Annotated in this window: 11 protein-coding genes; 8 read left to right on the forward strand and 3 right to left on the reverse strand. The window is 53.9% G+C overall.

Annotation, left to right across the window (positions count from 1 at the left end; genetic code table 11):
• The first annotated feature begins 30 nt into the window (after positions 1-30).
• On the forward strand, positions 31-2,295 hold the full coding sequence (locus ACO0LM_RS16980; protein ID WP_423038429.1) for a CHASE2 domain-containing protein: 2,265 nt from the start codon (positions 31-33) through the stop codon (positions 2,293-2,295).
• A gap of 1 nt (position 2,296) precedes the next feature.
• Here the strand turns inward: ACO0LM_RS16980 and ACO0LM_RS16985 are convergent, their stop codons facing one another.
• Positions 2,297-3,625, reverse strand: coding sequence for a benzoate/H(+) symporter BenE family transporter (locus ACO0LM_RS16985; RefSeq protein WP_423038430.1), 1,329 nt, complete (start codon positions 3,623-3,625; stop codon positions 2,297-2,299).
• Between the two features lie 119 nt (positions 3,626-3,744).
• On the opposite strand from ACO0LM_RS16985, the gene ACO0LM_RS16990 reads away from it, so the two are divergent.
• A complete protein-coding gene (locus ACO0LM_RS16990) occupies positions 3,745-5,187 on the forward strand; it encodes a PLP-dependent aminotransferase family protein (RefSeq protein WP_423038431.1) in 1,443 nt (480 codons plus the stop codon).
• A gap of 159 nt (positions 5,188-5,346) precedes the next feature.
• Here ACO0LM_RS16990 and ACO0LM_RS16995 read toward each other — a convergent pair whose 3' ends face one another.
• Positions 5,347-6,276 (reverse strand): LysR substrate-binding domain-containing protein, encoded by a 930-nt coding sequence (locus ACO0LM_RS16995; protein WP_423038432.1) that lies wholly within the window; start codon positions 6,274-6,276, stop codon positions 5,347-5,349.
• Positions 6,277-6,431: 155 nt separating this feature from the next.
• Between ACO0LM_RS16995 and ACO0LM_RS17000 the strand changes: the two genes are divergently transcribed.
• From ACO0LM_RS17000 to ACO0LM_RS17025, 6 genes are all read left to right on the forward strand, one after another.
• A complete protein-coding gene (locus ACO0LM_RS17000) occupies positions 6,432-7,271 on the forward strand; it encodes a phytanoyl-CoA dioxygenase family protein (protein WP_423038433.1) in 840 nt (279 codons plus the stop codon).
• Positions 7,272-7,281: 10 nt separating this feature from the next.
• Positions 7,282-8,109 carry a sugar phosphate isomerase/epimerase family protein gene (locus tag ACO0LM_RS17005; RefSeq protein ID WP_423038434.1) on the forward strand — a complete coding sequence of 276 codons (828 nt, stop codon included), beginning with the start codon at positions 7,282-7,284 and terminating at the stop codon, positions 8,107-8,109.
• 80 nt (positions 8,110-8,189) lie between these two features.
• Positions 8,190-9,305 carry a hypothetical protein gene (locus ACO0LM_RS17010; protein WP_423038435.1) on the forward strand — a complete coding sequence of 372 codons (1,116 nt, stop codon included), beginning with the start codon at positions 8,190-8,192 and terminating at the stop codon, positions 9,303-9,305.
• 171 nt (positions 9,306-9,476) lie between these two features.
• A complete protein-coding gene (locus ACO0LM_RS17015) occupies positions 9,477-12,440 on the forward strand; it encodes a LodA/GoxA family CTQ-dependent oxidase (RefSeq protein ID WP_423038436.1) in 2,964 nt (987 codons plus the stop codon).
• A gap of 53 nt (positions 12,441-12,493) precedes the next feature.
• Positions 12,494-13,600 (forward strand): tryptophan 7-halogenase, encoded by a 1,107-nt coding sequence (locus ACO0LM_RS17020; RefSeq protein ID WP_423038437.1) that lies wholly within the window; start codon positions 12,494-12,496, stop codon positions 13,598-13,600.
• 146 nt (positions 13,601-13,746) lie between these two features.
• Positions 13,747-14,697: a hypothetical protein gene (locus ACO0LM_RS17025; RefSeq protein ID WP_423038438.1), complete on the forward strand. Its 951-nt coding sequence runs from the start codon at positions 13,747-13,749 to the stop codon at positions 14,695-14,697.
• A gap of 33 nt (positions 14,698-14,730) precedes the next feature.
• Here ACO0LM_RS17025 and dacB read toward each other — a convergent pair whose 3' ends face one another.
• Positions 14,731-16,269 carry a D-alanyl-D-alanine carboxypeptidase/D-alanyl-D-alanine endopeptidase gene (dacB, locus tag ACO0LM_RS17030; protein WP_423038439.1) on the reverse strand — a complete coding sequence of 513 codons (1,539 nt, stop codon included), beginning with the start codon at positions 16,267-16,269 and terminating at the stop codon, positions 14,731-14,733.
• Positions 16,270-16,368: the final 99 nt, after the last annotated feature.

Here is a 16,368-nt window from a genome sequence, read left to right on the forward strand (position 1 = left end):
GAGACAGATGGTTTTTGATGCGGAGGCGGTTTGCTAAAAAATATCAGAAAACAGGTTCCCTGGATCATCGGCCTGGTGGTGACGGTGCTGGTTGCCCTGCAGGCCAATGCCATTTTTCCGGTAAGACTGGTCAACCTGATCGATTTTTTTGCCTATGACGTCAGGATGCGGCTGGAAGTCCCGCAACGCAATAAAGATATCATCATCGTCAACATCGATGAAAAAAGCCTGACCGAGGTTGGCCAATGGCCATGGAAGCGCTCTGTGGTGGCCGATCTCATCAAAAGACTGACGGATGATTACCATGTGCGGGCTGTGGGTGTCGACGTCGTTTTTCCCGAGCCTGATGGTAGTTCCGGTTTCCAGATACTGGAGGGATTGGCAAAGAAAGAATTAAAAGACAGCAAGGGTTTCGTCGAGCAGGTTGCAGGCCTGAAGCATCAACTGGATTTTGATGACCGCCTGACGAAAGCATTTGAAAGCCGGCCAGTGGTGCTCGGCTATTTTTTTTCCGACGATAAAAAAGCTGTCAGCAAGGGAGCTTTGCCTAAACCTGCCTTGTTGCAGGCAGAGTTGGGTGGCCGTGATGTCGAGTCGGCAGAATATTTCAGTTTTATCGCCAATATGCAGCAGCTACAGGATGCTGCCATAGCCGGTGGTTTTTTAACCCCTACGCCAGATTCTGATGGCGTCATACGCAGCATACCCTTGCTGGCGAAATACAAATCAAATTATTATGAGGCATTATCGCTGGCAACTGCCAGAGTTGCGCTGAATGCGACCAGGCTGAAACCAAAATTTTCCAAAGACGCTGCAAATTTACAGGAAGATACCAGCAAGGACGATGAAATCGAGGCCATCGTACTGAACTCGTCACCGCGCAAGACCATTCCCCTGGAACCGCTGCTAAGAAGCCTGATTCAGTACAAAGGCAAGGGTGGTCCGGATGGTGGGCGTTTTACCTATATATCTGCCGTCGACGTTTTAAAAAAGCAATTGCCTGAACCAGTGCTGGCAGACAAAATCATCCTGATTGGTACCACCGCGGTAGGACTGAAGGATTTGCGTACCGCCCCCGTGGGTATCGATTACCCCGGCGTTGAGATGCATGCCAACGTCATCGCTTCAATCCTCGACAATGATTTCAAGATCAGACCCAGTGATAGCCGCAGCATAGAATTGATACAGGTTATTTTGCTGGGTATTGTCCTGACCTTTGCGCTGATCCGTCTTAAACCTGTGGCGGCAATTTTATTTACCTTATCGAGTTTACTGACAGCTGTCGCCTTTAATTACTGGATGTATGAAAGCTTTGACAAGGTGCTGCCGCTGGCGACGCCGCTGTTGTTGATTTTTTTACTTTTCCTTTTTGTCTTCGGCTGGAATTATGTGGTTGAATCGCGCCGCTTGCGTGGCGTGGTCAGGCGTTTTGGCGAATATGTGGCACCTGAGCTGGTGGCCGTCATGGCTGATGAACCTGACAGCTATACCATGGAAGGTGAAAGCCGTGAACTGACCGTCATGTTCTCGGACGTGCGGGGTTTTACCACCATCTCTGAAACGCTGAGTGCGGTTGATTTGCGCGAATATATCAACATCTACCTGACCGCCATGTCGGAAGAGATTCGGGGTAACCGGGGTACGCTGGATAAGTACATAGGTGATGCCGTAATGGCGTTTTGGGGCGCGCCAGTCCGGCTCACTGATCATGCCAGACGATCGGTAGAAAGCGCCTTGAAAATGCAGGTGACAGCACACCGCCTGAGCCAGGAATTTGTCCAGCGTGGCTGGCCTGCCCTGAAAATAGGCATAGGCCTGAATACCGGTGAAGTGCGGGTGGGCGATATGGGCTCTAAAATCCGCCTGGCTTATACCGTGATGGGTGACGCCGTCAACTTGTCATCCAGACTCGAAGGTGTGACCAAGCTGTACGGCGTGGGTATTATCGTCGGTGAAGCGACAAAAAAGGCTGCGCCGGAATTTGCCTACAGAGAGTTGGACAGAGTCAGGGTGAAAGGCAAGACACAACCCATTTCCATTTTTGAACCTGTCACGGAATTGACAAACCTCGATGCAGACACGACAGCAATACTGGACCTGTGGCATCGTGCGCTCAACATTTTCCGTGCCCAACAATGGGATGAAGCTGAGGCACTATTTCAGGACTATCTGAAAATGCGTTCCGCTGATGTTTCAGCCCAGGTTTTCCTGGAACGTATTGCGTATTATCGTGACAATCCACCCCCTGCTGACTGGGATGGCGTTGCCACCTTTGTCAGCAAGTTCAGTGAGTAATTTATTTACCGGCATGTGAGGTGGCCTTGACACGCAACAGGTAATAACTCAACACACCCAGCGCTATCCCCCAACAGGCCGAACCCAGGCCCAGCAGGCTGATATTTGAGGCAGTGACGATAAAGGTGATCAGTGCCGCCTCGCGTTCCGAGGTTTCCTGCATGGCATTCACCAGGCCATTTTGTATCGCCCCCAGCAAGGCCAGGCCAGCCACCGTGGTCACCAGCGCATGCGGCAGATGCAGGAACAGTGTGGTCAGTGAGCCGGCAAAACTACCTATCAGCAGATAAAACACACCGCAGGACAGACCGGCGACCCAGCGTTTTTCTGGTTGCTGATGGGCTTCCGGCCCGGTGCAGATGGCGGCAGTAATTGCTGCCAGGTTGACACCATGCGCGCCGAATGGTGCCAGCAACAGGCTGGCCAGACCGGTAGCGCTGACCAGTTTGCTATTGGGTGCATGTTCGTAGCCAGCGGCACGCAGGACGGCCACACCAGGTACCTGCTGGCCAGTCAGGCACAGCAGGGCCAATGGCAAACCCAGGCTGATGAGCGCGCTGACAGAAAATTCTGGCGTAGTCCAGACCGGCAAGGTCAGACCTGCCTGCCAGGTAATGGCGGCTGCATTGGCTGCAGTATTGGTTGCTGTATTGGTTGCTGTATTGGTTGCTGTATTGGTTGCTGTATTGGCGGCATCACCCCAGCCCAGCAAGCCCCACAGCAGTACGCCGGTCAGCAGGGTCAGCACGATGGCATAACGGGCAGAACGTTTCTTGTACAGTAAATAGGCAATGAACATCAGGCCTACCAGGTAAGGCGCACCGTGGGCTTCGCTGCGGGCGCTGGCAAATACGTCGACCCCAAAGCGCATCAGGATGCCGGCCAGCATGGCGGCACACAGGCTTTTCGGGATATGTGCCATCAGCTTTTCAAATATCCCGGTAGCGCCGATGATGAAGATGATGGCCGCCGCAAACAGATAGGCAGCAATCGCCTGACTGTACGGTAGTGTCGCCAGTGCCGTCACCAGCAGGGCTGCACCTGGTGTGTTCCAGGCACAGATGACCGGGATTTTATAACGCCAGCTCATCCACGCACCAGACAGGCCAGACCCGATGGAAACCGCCCATATCCATGAACTGGTTTGGCCCGCAGTCAAATGGGCTGCCTGTGCTGCCTGCAACATCAGCAGCATGGGGCCAGCATAGGAGATCAATACGGCAATCAGGCCAGCCAGCACTGCTGGAAACAGATCGGCAGCAATCTGGGCAATACCCGGCTTTACCCTGACTGCAGGGCGGATAACGGGGGCGGTATGTGATGTAGTCATATGCCTGAAACTTATCTCTATTGATGAAGTGAGTTACAGTCTAATGCAGCAGTGACTGGCATTTGCTTACAGTGGCAGACTGATTTATGCTGTACAGATTCACTATAAAGGTATCTGTTATGCAGCACAGTTATATGCAACTTGCCCAGGCTTTAGGCAGCGATATCCGGGCTGGCCGCTATCAGGTGGGTGAACGTTTGCCTTCAGTACGTGAATTTGCCAGCTTGAAGCAGCTTAGCGTTTCCACCGTGATACGCTGTTATCGCTATCTTGAAACCCAGGGGCTGGTAGAGGCGCGCAACAAGTCTGGCATGTATGTGGCCGACTGGAAAATACGTGCCGGGGACCAGGCCAGGACAGTCACGTCAAAGGCAAAACAGGCACCGCCAGCGGTTGAATATGACAAACTGGTGTCGCTGCAGCACCGAATGACAGAACTGTATTCGCTGACGGCGCAACCCCTGCAACTGGGCTTGCATCTGGCCAGTGCCGCGCCTGAATGGTATCCCTGCGACGCCTTGTCAAAAATCGCCCAGCGCCTGCTCAGGCAAGACCCCATGCTCATCGGCGTATACCCAGGCGGCACCGGCTTGCCCGCATTGAAAACAGCATTGATACAATGGCTGAAAATTGCTGGCGTTGACCTGGAAGCGCCAGACCTGTTGATCACCAATGGCAGTACCGAAGCCCTGAGCGTGGCCCTGCGGGCAGTGGCGCAGGCGGGCGATGCCGTGATTGTTGAATCGCCGGTATATTTTGGCTTGCTGCAAATGCTGGAAAACCTTGGCATCAAGGCGATAGAAATACCCTGTGTTCCTGGCCAGGGTATCAGCCTGGAAGCCCTGGAATATGCACTGGAACACCAGACCGGCGTGCGCGCTGTGGTGGCCATGCCCAGCTTCCAGAACCCGCTCGGTTGCAGCATGTCCGAAAAAAACAAGAAGCGCCTGCTGCGACTGATAGAACAGCACGACCTGGCTTTGATAGAAGATGATGTATTTGGTGACCTGTCGCATTTGCAGCATAGGCCACAAGCCATCAAAGCCTGGGACAAGCAGGGCAGAGTGATCTATTGCGGTTCATGCAGCAAGAGCCTGGCACCGGCTTTCCGCATCGGCTGGATCGCTGGAGGACGTTACCAGTCCCGCATCAATTCGCTGAAACTCAGTACCTCCCTCATCACACCGCTGTTTGAACAGGCGGTACTGGCAGAATTCATACAGTCGGGTGCCTTGCCCTCACATTTGCGCAAATTGCGTGAACGACTGGCGGCAACCATACCGCTGGCGACGGCGGCGATACATCGCTATTTTCCGACCGGGACGCAGGTTATCAGCCCCGCAGGCGGATGGTGGTTGTGGCTGGAATTGCCTGATCATATTGATACCCTGGTGCTGTTACGCCAGGCAGTCGGCGTCGGTATTGCGTTTACCCCGGGCAGCCTGTTTTCCGGCTCGGGTAAATATGCGAATTTCCTGCGCCTGAATATAGGTCGCCCCTGGGGGCGCGAGATGGAACAGGGGATGAAAACGCTGGGCAGGCTGGCGCAGGATGTCACCTGATTCAGAACCTGTTTACGATCTGTAGCGAGCGAGCGTCAGCGGGAGTGAAGAGCAGCACAAAAAGCGGAATGTACTCTAGTACATGAGCATTTTGAGCAGCGCATGAGCCCCGCGTGGACTCCGATTGCGCACGCGCAGTAAGATCGTAAACAAAGGTTCTCAGATCAGCCCGGCGTCTATCAGCTCCTTATCCCATTCCGGTACCGGCTGGTATTCTTCCACCAAAAAATCGATCAGGGCCCTGACTTTCGGTGCCACTTTGTGGGTAGCCGGATACAGGGCGGTAAAGTCGTTCAGCGGTAATGCCCAGTCTGCCAACACGGGGACCAGACGACCTTCCAGCAAATCACGCCATGACAGGAAGGTCGTGTCGTAGACGATGCCCAGGCCACGCAGCGCAGCCTGATGTAAAACCTTGCCATTATTGGACGAAAAGCCCGGCGTGATGTCGATGGCCAGATGCTGGCCTGCCTGTTCAAAATGCCAGGTATTGCCCTGGGTAAGGTGGCTGAAATGCAGGCAACGGTGTTGCAGCAATTGTTCTGGATGCGCTGGCATGCCATGGTCTGCCAGATAAGCCGGGCTGGCGCACAGAATGCCACGGCAAGGTGCCAGCCGGCGCATATGCAGGCCACGGCTGTCCGGTATGCCGCCGACCCGGATGCTCAGGTCAAAGCCGTGCTTGAACGGGTCCAGCAAATTGTCATCTACATGCAAGGTGGGCTGCAGCCTGGGGTGCAACAAGGCAAAGCGGGCCAGGGCATCGGCCAGCCATTCACTGCCAAAACTGCTGGGTGCCTGTATGCGCAGGCCACCCGCCAGTTCATGACCGGCCTGGCTGATCACCAGACGTGCCTGGCGCGCCTGTTCGACGCTGGCGCTGCATGGCTCCAGATAGGCCTGGCCCAGTTCGGTCAGGCTGACTTCACGGGTGGAGCGGTGCAGCAGGCGTGCGCACAGCTCTGCTTCCAGCTGCATGATGTGCTTGCTGACCATGGCGCGGCTGATGCCCAGATGGCGTCCAGCCGCACTGAAGCTGCGCTGGCGCGCCACCTCGACAAAGATTTCCATTGCTTTTAATTGGTCCATGCAGTGATTGTCTATATATTGGAGACAATCTGTCAACCATTGTTGATGTTGTAAGAGACAAGCGATATTCGCTACACTTGATACATGTCAAGGTGCTGCGTCAATACCGGTCAGTCTGCAGCACCCAATCCAGCCATACACCCACAGGAGTTACCATGCTGAATGCCGAACAGATCAAGCAGTTTCATCAGGACGGTTATATCGTCGTGCCAGATTTTAAAAACAAGGCCGACATCGCTGCCCTGCGTGAACGCGCCGCCAAAATTGTGGATGATTTTGATCCTGCATCATCCCGGTCCATCTTCACGACCAAAGAACAGGAAAAGAAGATTGATCATTATTTCCTGAATTCGGCCAATAACATCAGTTGTTTCTTTGAAGAAGAAGCCTTTGATGAACAAGGCAAGCTGCGCCAGGCCAAAGCCCTGTCCATCAACAAGATAGGCCATGCCATGCATGACCATGATCCGGTATTCAGCGCTTTTTCTCGCGGCCCGGCCTTAGCCAAAGTGGCAGAGCAACTGGGCTTGCAGCAGCCACAGATATGGCAATCCATGTACATCTTCAAACAGCCTGGGATAGGCGGGGAAGTACGCTGGCATCAGGATGCGACATACTTTGAAACCGATCCGGTCAGTGTCACTACTTTCTGGTTTGCGCTCGAAGATGCCACGCTGGAAAACGGCTGCATGTGGGCTGAACCAGGCGGGCATCGCAGCCCCATGCGTGAACGCTTTGTGCGTGAAGGTGATCAGGTACGCGTAGAAAAACTCGATGCCATGCCCTGGCCCGACGACAGTACGGCCATTCCGCTGGAAGTGAAAGCCGGTAGCCTGGTGTGCTTCCATGGTCTGTTGCCGCATTACAGTGCACCCAATCGCTCGCCGATTTCGCGCCATGCGTATACCCTGCACGTGACTGATGGCAGTACGCATTATTCACCACTCAACTGGATACAGCGTGACGCCAGTTTCCCTGTGCGTGGCTTTGTCTGAAAGGCCAGTAATGAGCATATTGATTTTTGCGCCACACTGGGGCAGCGCCCACCTGAGCCGTGACAGCTTTATCGCCCGTGTGCAGGAAGCCGGTTTTGATGGCGTGGAAATGTCCCTACCACTGGATACCAATGAACGAGATGCCTGGACGCGGGCCATCGCTGATGCCGGCTTGCACTTGATCGCCCAGCAGTGGGAAACCGTATTCCATAGTGACTTCGTTGCCCACAGACAGGCGCTGGCAGACTTGTTGCGCAATGCCTGTGCCGCCAAGCCCTTGTTTGTGAATACCCATACCGGCAAAGACTTTTACAGCCACGCGCAAAATTCAGAACTGCTGGATCTGGCCGATGCCATTGCTGCCGAAACCGGCATCGCCATCGTGCATGAAATTCATCGCAGCCGCTTCAGCGGCCACCCCATGCTCTTGTTGCCTTACCTGGAACAGCGTCCGCAACTGGCATTGAATGCCGATCTGTCACACTGGTGCTGCGCCTGCGAATCGCTACTGGAAGATCAAGCCCATATACTGCAAAAGGTATACCCGCATGTACAGCATATCCATGCGCGTGTCGGCCACAGCCAGGGGCCACAGGTGAATGATTTCCGTGCGCCTGAACATGCGGCAGCGCTGCAACAGCATTTGTCGTGGTGGGATGCCATCATCAACCAGCAGCGTGCGTCCGGCAAAAAGCAAATTACACTGACGCCAGAATTCGGTCCTTCGCCCTACACCCAGACCTTGCCTTATACCAATCAGATGGTTTCAGATGCATGGGAACTGAATGTGGCAATGATGCAGTTGCTGCGTGCACGCTACCAGAAGGAAAAATTGTAGCGCAAGGTTTTTCATGACATCATGCACATTGATTGCAATATCGACTACTTCGACTACTGCCGCGCAGATGGAAAGGCCTTATGCAGGATATGCGTACAAGTTATGTGTTTACACGGATAAAACGCCAGCTGCTCATGATAGAAAAGCTGGCTTATCTGGCGCTGGCCATCAGTGTGGTGGGAACCTTTTTCTGGTTCATGCATTTGAACATGCTGAGCGTGCTGAGTCTGGAAAAGTTGAAGGGTCTGTTTTCGCTCCGCAATGTAGACCGGTGGGTGAGCCTGGTTTTTGGTATGGCGTTTGTGCTGGTGCAATTGGTGATGCAATGGTCTTACCGTTCCGCCAGACTCATCGTTAATGCTGATGGCTTACGTCTGGAACAAACTTCCACCTCTTTGCTGGCCCATCTGACTTTCTATGAAAGAGAAATGCGCTGGGTTGATCTGAAGAATGTATCTTTCATTCCACGGTTTGGCGTGTTGCAACTGCGCTCGCATAAGCAGTGGCTGCCATGGGGCATACGCATTAAAGACTGGCAGTTGCAAAATGCCGATGCTGTGCCTGCAGCAGACAACGATGCCGAACATGTGCTGATACGCTTATTCCGCGAACACGGTGTGTTCGACAGCTTCCCCACGGACAGTAAACTGGATGCGGCAATGTTTGATTTGACGAAGCATCCTGCCACCAAGACCGCCCTGATAGGCATGGCGCTGTTGCTTACCTATAGTTTTGTGGACTTTATGCTGCAAAATGAATCCTGGGTTTTCATTAACCCGGACTATGGCATGCCGCATGTGCTGGCAGGCGTCTTTGCCAGTCTGTTGCTGGCTTTTGGTTTGTACCAGGCCGGACGTGACCCCGTTGTGCCTGTGCGTATTATTTTAGGCCTGGCCGTCCTGGGTGGGGCAATGTTTGCCGCCACCAGTTATGTCGGAGGCATACGCATTAACCAGGCGCTGGGCGGCCCCATGCTGGAAGCCCACTATCACAGGAACATACCCTGCAGTGCCTTGGTGCCTGAAGACAAAAGCCTGCCCGTCATTGAATACACCAATCTCGCCAGAGCCTACTGGTGCAGCAAGACTGTTGATGACGTAGTGATCGTCAAAGTGCGTAAAGGTTTGTTTGGCTTGTACCAGGTTGATCTCAGGGAACAGCGCAACGCCATTCGCGACTACCGTCAACTTCATTAGACGTTTCTCAGCGCAATTTGACAATATTAAACTTGACTAAAGTTTAATATTGTCAAATAATCATTCTGCATTCCTGAATTTTCATATTTGCCTGCTTCCGCCTTTTGGCCGGGCACGGCAAATCCTTGCCTATGCAATTTGTCAGTCCAAGAATAATCAAAGGGAGATAGTATGAGCAAAGACACCGACCCGATACCACCCTGTTTTGACCAGGCCAACCAGGCACCCGAACGTTTGACCGAGATGTTTGTCGGCATCGCCCAGGAAGGCCGCATCAAACTGGGTCAACGTCCCGCCGAACGGGCAGTCTTCCGCAAATTGCATGGGGTGGCCAGCGCCAGGCTGGTGATGGAAAAGAATATCCCGGCCAAACTCAAAGTGGGCGTCTTCAGTCATGACAGCCTGGATGCCTGGGTCAGGTTTTCCAGCGACACCACACCGACTTCACCCGACCTGTATTCCACTTTGGGTATAGGTATCAAACTGTTTGGTGTACCTGGGCCCAAGGCACTGGGTGACGACGGTGATACCGCCGACTTCATCATGCAAAACTTCCCGGTCTTCTTTGTCGATAATGCCAAGGAGATGGTGGAATTTACCTATGCAGGCGTGGTCGCGCAGGATTATCCCGGCTATCTGAAAAAACATCCCAAGACGGCAAAAATACTCGACCAGATGGAAAAGGTCGAAGGCAGCACATTGACCACGACATACTGGGCCATCCTGCCTTTTCATGCCGGCGAAAAGAACTATGTCAAATATCGCCTGGAACCAGTGACACCGCCAGAAAACGTGCCGAATAATGAAAGGGATTATCTGGCCGTGGACATGTGTAACCGCCTGGCCAGGCGTGAATACCAGTTCCGCTTCATGGTGCAATTAAGGACCAATCCTAAGACCATGCCACTGGATGAGGCAACGGTGGAATGGCCAGAAACAGAAAGCCCCTTCGTCCATGTAGCAACTTTGATCTTGCCGCAACAAGACATCAGCGTGCGCGGCCAGTCTGACTATGGCCAGGGTCTGGCCTTCAATATCTGGCGCGTACCGCCAGCGCAGGCACCGGCAGGTTCCATCGCTGAAGCCCGCAAGATCGTGTATGCCGCTGGCGCTGATGCCAGGCATGAAGCGAATGGCCAGGGCCTGCAAGACCCGCGTGCGCCGCGCCCGGCACCTGCGGGCTGTCCCTTTCATGCAGCAGGGGTAGCAAAAGCTGAAGCAGAAAAACCCGTCAAAGACACCTGCATCGTCAAGGCCGTGATTTATCCGGCCATAGGCGTGGCACGTGTCGGCACCAGTGAGAAAGAATGGCTTCTGGGGCCGGAAGTGCCTTACCCCAAACCGGAAGCACCAGGCTATTACCGCGATGCCCACAAAAAACTCAAACGTCAGGGTGCCAGGTTCCGCGTGTATGGTGTCAACGCCAAGGGGAATATCGTCAAGGAACTGAATGCCGACAATGCCAAGATAGAATGGCAGGTGCAACTGGCCAACACCAAATCAGCCTGGTACGGCTTCCAACTGGCGCTGGATATTCCCGAAGCGGCGTCAGCACCACCGACCACCTTGCGTAATGCCGTCGTCTCAGACCGGGACATGCTATCGATCACGCCCAAGCAAAGAAAAGTCAGCGGTAAAAAAGCCAAAGCCCAGCGCTTTGATGACGGCAAGTTCATGGGCAAGCCTGTGTACCTGGGTGAGGCTTTCACCGATGAGCAAGGGCACCTTATCGTGCTGGGTGGGCATGGCGTGTCTGCTTCTTATGACAATAGCCGCGCCATCACCTTTGCCAACAATGAAGGCTGGTATGATGACACCTCAGACGGCCCCATCAATGCCAAGGTCGTTTATGAAGGGCTGGAACTGATGGTGGAACCGGCCTGGGTGGTCGTCGCACCACCCAACTATGCGCCACAAAGAAAATCCGTGCGCACCATGTGGGATTTGATGCGCGATGTCGCCATTACGGCTGGCACCTTACCCAGACCCAGGCGCCCCAGTTTCACCTTCGATATCTTGCCCCTGTTTGAACGCCTGAATGGCCTGCAATGGGTGAATGCCGGTTTCTTTGCCGGTTTTGGCTGGAAAGGGGCAATTGATCTGACCAGTGCCGATGCCTTGTCGCGCCTGGCCAGCAATAACACCGCCTATGTGGAATTGCGCCGTACTATCGCCAATCAATTCCGTAATTATAAAGTTGATTCATGGTCACCCAAGCCCTGGCCCTGGTTGTATGGCGATGCCATGGCCATACCGGCTGCGCAGACACCCAGGCAAAATGCCTCATTGACGGCGACACAGTTGGCCATGCTGATGGAATGGGCCGAAGGTAATTTTGTGGAAGATTATGACCCGGAACGCAAGCATGCAAGCAGCATAGACCAGGTGCCGCTGGAACAGCAGGGCGATACCCTGACGCAAGCTGCGCTGGATTTTTGTCTGGCCGATGCCTTCCACCCCGGTTGCGAAATGACCTGGCCGGTACGTGCCAGCACCATGTATATGGCCCCTTTCCGCTTCGCCCATGCACTGGATGGCTGGATTGCCCCTGGCCTGGGTGAAGTGCTGACCAGCGATGGCGTCACCATACCGAATGGCCCCTTGTATGGCCAGCAGGCAGGTGGTATTACGCGCTGGATGGCGGTGCCATGGCAAACCGATACTGCAAGCTGCCGCTCTGGCTATGACAAATCCTACGACCCCTATGTACCCAGTTTCTGGCCAGCACGTGTGCCGAATCAGGTCATGACCAAGCAAAACTATGCCGTCGTCATGGATGATAAAAAGCCGCTGGGTGAAAGGCTGGCGGCATTTGCCAACCGCGCTTCCTGGATCAACCCTTTGGGTAGTACCAGCTACACCGACCAGATCAACAACATGATTCACCATTTTGATCATCTGGGCGTGGTGGAAGTGCATCCCGGCCCGACGGATGATACCCACTTCCCGGCAGAGTTTGAAGTAGAAGACCAGCATATACCAATAGCCAACATGCCAGCGCCGAATGCCCAACATGAGGCACATCATGATGGCCAGCATGCCAGGGTAGGTGCGGCTGAAGTGGTGAATGCCGATTCTTTGGATTTGATGACGATAGAAAAAGTACGACGCTTCCCGCGCGGGCTGCATCGTTAATAGGTATCGTTAATATCCATTGTTAATATGAATCGCTTATAGAAACCACCAGCATGCGCAAGTTGTACGTGGATGTTCTCGTGGCAGGGGCGGGGCCGGCAGGCTCTGCTTTTGCGTTGAACCTGGCACCGTTTCAAAAAGTGCTGATGATAGAAGCGCAGCCGCAGGCAAGCCTGCGCATAGGCGAATCCCTGCCCGCAGCAGCGGGCAGATTGCTGGCTGACATGGGCTTGTATGAAGATTTTTTGCAAGAACCACACCAGCCCGCTCACTTGCATGTCAGCAGTTGGGGTGATGCCAGTCTGGTTGAGCAGGATGCCATGCGCAATCTCGACGGTCATGGCTGGTATCTGGACCGGCATCGTTTTGATACCTGGCTGCAAGACGTGGCGCAACAGCGCGGTGCCGGCTTATTGAAGCAGACCAGGCTACAGTCTTTCCAGCCAGCCCAGGACTATCCCAGACATTGGGATATACAACTTGATGTGCAGGGCAAGCCCTTGCAGGTACACGCAAAAATGCTGATCGACGCCAGTGGCAGAAAATCCCTGCTGGCCAAACGCCAGGGTATCGCCCGCAAAGCCCTGGACAAACTGGTGTGTAGCTGGACAGTCGGACAGGACCATGGCCACAGCCAGAACCACAATGCAGCAGCCAGCAGTCTGATCATCGCCGAAGCTGGCGGCTGGTGGTACACCTCATCCTTGCCGGGTGGCGGACGTATAATTGCTTTTTATACCGATGCCGATTTGCCTGAAGCAACAGCATGCAGCCAGCAAGCAGGCTTACTGCAACGTGCTGCCAGCAATACCCAGTTATCTGCACATTTGCAGGAAAGCAGTTTTACGCCTGGCAGCCATCACGGCTATTGTGTTGCCCATAGCGCCATACTTGATACGGTCGCCGGGCCAAACTGGCTGGCAGTCGGTGATGCCGCACTGAGTTTTGACCCACTATCCTCGCAGGGTATGTTCAATGCACTCTATACCGGGCTGGCTGCAGCAGAAGCAGTGTCGAATTATGACGACGTGGCACAAGCCGCCTATGTGGCCGAGCTGGCCTCCATTCAGAATGCCTACCTGAACCATCTCAAGGTCTGGTATCAACAGGAACAACGCTGGCCGGATCGGGTTTTTTGGCAACGGCGGCACATCCCTTGAACACTTGCCCTGTTGAAAAAACGGAGTAATCGCTTCAAAGCTGTTGCAGAATTGAATGTGAGCTGCACGAATATCCATGAGCAAAACCATGGGGACCAACAGCGATCAGTTAAAATCTCTGTTACTCCATCAAGAAAATTTCCCTCGTGCAATTTCGTCTGTCCTTCATCAAATCCCTGGGTTCGCTGCTGTGCCTGCTTGTGTTGGCGGCATGTGGGCGGACAGAATCCGTGCAGACGCTGGAACGGCGGGATTTGATGCGCCTGGTGTTTAAGGGTTGGGATGGCGAGCAAAATGCCATCGTCAGGCCACCGCAGTTGAAGGCAGAATTTCCCGTGTCTGTTCCCGCTGATTCACAGACTGGTCTGCGCATGGATGCCTTGCAGGTACAGCGATTGAATGAAGACAGTGCCGTCTTGCTGGTCAAGGGCGATGCATTGGACGCCGGTATGCCAACGCTGCTGGCGGCTTACTGGTTTCGTCGCCGTGGCGAAGCCTGGTCACTGGTCAGCCGGCAGGATGTGATTGAATGGCTGGATAGTGCCGGTCGCGATTCTGCCATAGGCAATACCCGCATCGTTGAATTGTTCCCCGGTCAGTTCGCGCTGGCGCTGGAACACAGCCCACTGAAGCAGGGGTTAGCACGTACCCGTTTGCTGTTGTTTCGTCTTGATGCCGACAACCTTGTGCCCTTGTTGGAAAAGGGGAGTGAACCGGACTTGACTGTACATGAAGAAAGCGGGCCGGAATGCGTGAACATCATACGAAATACCGGTAATGCCAGCAGCGCCCATACCAAGGGCAAGCACATACGCCTGCGTTTGCGTGAAACTGAGGCAGAACCGCCGCATTGTTACGATTATCTCGCCAAATGGGACATCGCCATGGGTGGTAATACGCCGGGTGACATCACACTTAATTTTGCGGATAAACACTACCGTTATCAGGAAATTGCCCACACCGTGGACAATGACGGTGAACGCACATCAAGCTATGAATTGCAGGTCAGCGCGCAAAAAGGCAAGAAGCTGTTTCGCTTCAATGCTGAGCAACAAAAATATGTGATCGTTCCTGACAAACCAAAACAGAAAAAATAAGTGCCAGCCTGTTCGGGTCGCAATTACTACATTTCAGCGCCTGCCAGCAGCAACCCAGCTAATCAATTCATCCAGTGCAGGCTTGGCTTTGATGCTGTCTTCATGATTGATGGTGGCCACGACGATCCATTGCTGATCATTGATATCCCTGACATAACCAGCGATGGCAACCACATCTTTCAACGTACCGGTCTTGATGCGCGCACGTAATTCTGCCGGGCTGCCTTTCAGGCGGCGGCGCATGGTGCCATCAAGCGAGGCCACCGGCATGCTGCTGGAAAATTCTGCATTCCAGTTGCTGCGTGCACCCACTTGCAAAATAGCAGCCATTTGCTGCGGGCTGATGCGCTCTATGCGTGACAGACCGGAACCGTTTTCCAGCACCAGGCCAGCATCATTGATATTCTGTTTGCCCAGCCATTGCCTTACGCGGATATTCGCGGCTTCAAGGCTATTGTCGACGGGCTTGTTGGTTGATTCACTGCCCAGTGTCATGAACAACATGCGTGCCATGGTATTGTCAGACTGCTTGTTGATGATGCGGATAATGTCTGCCAGCGTTTCCGATGTGCGTTCTACCACTACGACAGCATTGGCCGGCACTTTGCCGTCATGTACTTCACCTTGCCAACTGCCACCCATCTCTTGCCACAAGGCCCGCAGTACATGCGTGATGTAGTGATTGCGGTCAAGCACATTGATGCTGCTATTGATCTTGCAGCGACGCGGGAAACCACCGTTCAGCGTCACTTCGGTCATGCCGGCCGGTGTGGTCGCATAGTCGATCACGGGCGGTAGCCATTCTTTTTCCCAGGTGGAGCAGGGCAGTTCATTGAAATGCAGGTGGCTGGTGACTTTCAGTTTATCCAGCGGTGTGCCCAGGCGCACACCAATTTTGTCGGTGCCGGCATCAATACTCAGGCTTATCAAATTATTGTTGACCAGCATGGCATCCGGTATCACGTTGTAATACGCATCCGGATATTCATCAAAAGGTGGGGCACCGACATCCGGGCGTTCTGGTTGCAGGTAGCTGCGGTCGATAATGATATCGCCACGGATTTTACGAAAGCCCTGCTGACGCAAGGCACGCAGCATGCTGCCCAGTTTTTCCAGATTCAGGTTGGGGTCGCCACCGCCACGCAGGTACAGGGTACCGGTATAGCTATCCTTCTTGACTGTCTTATCGATCAGTATCTGGGTTTTCCAGCGAAAGGTCGGCCCCAGTTCTTCCAGCGCAATCAGGGTCGTCAGCAACTTCATGGTCGATGCAGGATTCATCGGCCTTTCCGACAGATGTGCCAGCACCGGCTGGCCACCACTGGCAGGTATCACTATCGCACTCATGGCCTGTTGCGGCACCCCGGTCTGGTTGAACACGGCTTCCACCGCCGGTGGCAGATTGCCCTCGGCACTTGCCAGTGCTGGCAGTAAAGAGCCAAGTAAGCCAAGTAAGATCAAAGACTTTGGTAACAGCGGGCGGGCGTAAGATAGGCGCATAGGTGCGTGTATTTGGCTCAAGTCGGTATAGCAGGCATTGTAGAGCAGGCAAGACCCTGGAAACGTCTGCATGTTTCTTTTATCAATGAAATTTTGTCAGTACGGCATATCTTCTGGTTATCTGTGCAGACTTGGCTACACTGTGGGATGAATCAATGAACAAAAGCCGCC

This window comes from Undibacterium sp. Di26W (genome assembly GCF_049340265.1).
In the GTDB taxonomy this organism is placed as follows: domain Bacteria; phylum Pseudomonadota; class Gammaproteobacteria; order Burkholderiales; family Burkholderiaceae_D; genus Undibacterium.

Bases quoted from the DNA above. Each gene is read 5' to 3' on its own strand.
- ACO0LM_RS17010 (WP_423038435.1), top strand. From the start codon at position 8,190: ATGCAGGATATGCGTACAAGTTATGTGTTTACACGGATAAAACGCCAG.
- ACO0LM_RS17005 (WP_423038434.1), top strand. From the start codon at position 7,282: ATGAGCATATTGATTTTTGCGCCACACTGGGGCAGCGCCCACCTGAGC.
- ACO0LM_RS16995 (WP_423038432.1), bottom strand. From the start codon at position 6,276: ATGGACCAATTAAAAGCAATGGAAATCTTTGTCGAGGTGGCGCGCCAG.
- ACO0LM_RS16985 (WP_423038430.1), bottom strand. From the start codon at position 3,625: ATGACTACATCACATACCGCCCCCGTTATCCGCCCTGCAGTCAGGGTA.
- ACO0LM_RS17020 (WP_423038437.1), top strand. From the start codon at position 12,494: ATGCGCAAGTTGTACGTGGATGTTCTCGTGGCAGGGGCGGGGCCGGCA.
- ACO0LM_RS16990 (WP_423038431.1), top strand. From the start codon at position 3,745: ATGCAGCACAGTTATATGCAACTTGCCCAGGCTTTAGGCAGCGATATC.
- dacB (WP_423038439.1), bottom strand. From the start codon at position 16,269: ATGCAGACGTTTCCAGGGTCTTGCCTGCTCTACAATGCCTGCTATACC.
- ACO0LM_RS17000 (WP_423038433.1), top strand. From the start codon at position 6,432: ATGCTGAATGCCGAACAGATCAAGCAGTTTCATCAGGACGGTTATATC.
- ACO0LM_RS17015 (WP_423038436.1), top strand. From the start codon at position 9,477: ATGAGCAAAGACACCGACCCGATACCACCCTGTTTTGACCAGGCCAAC.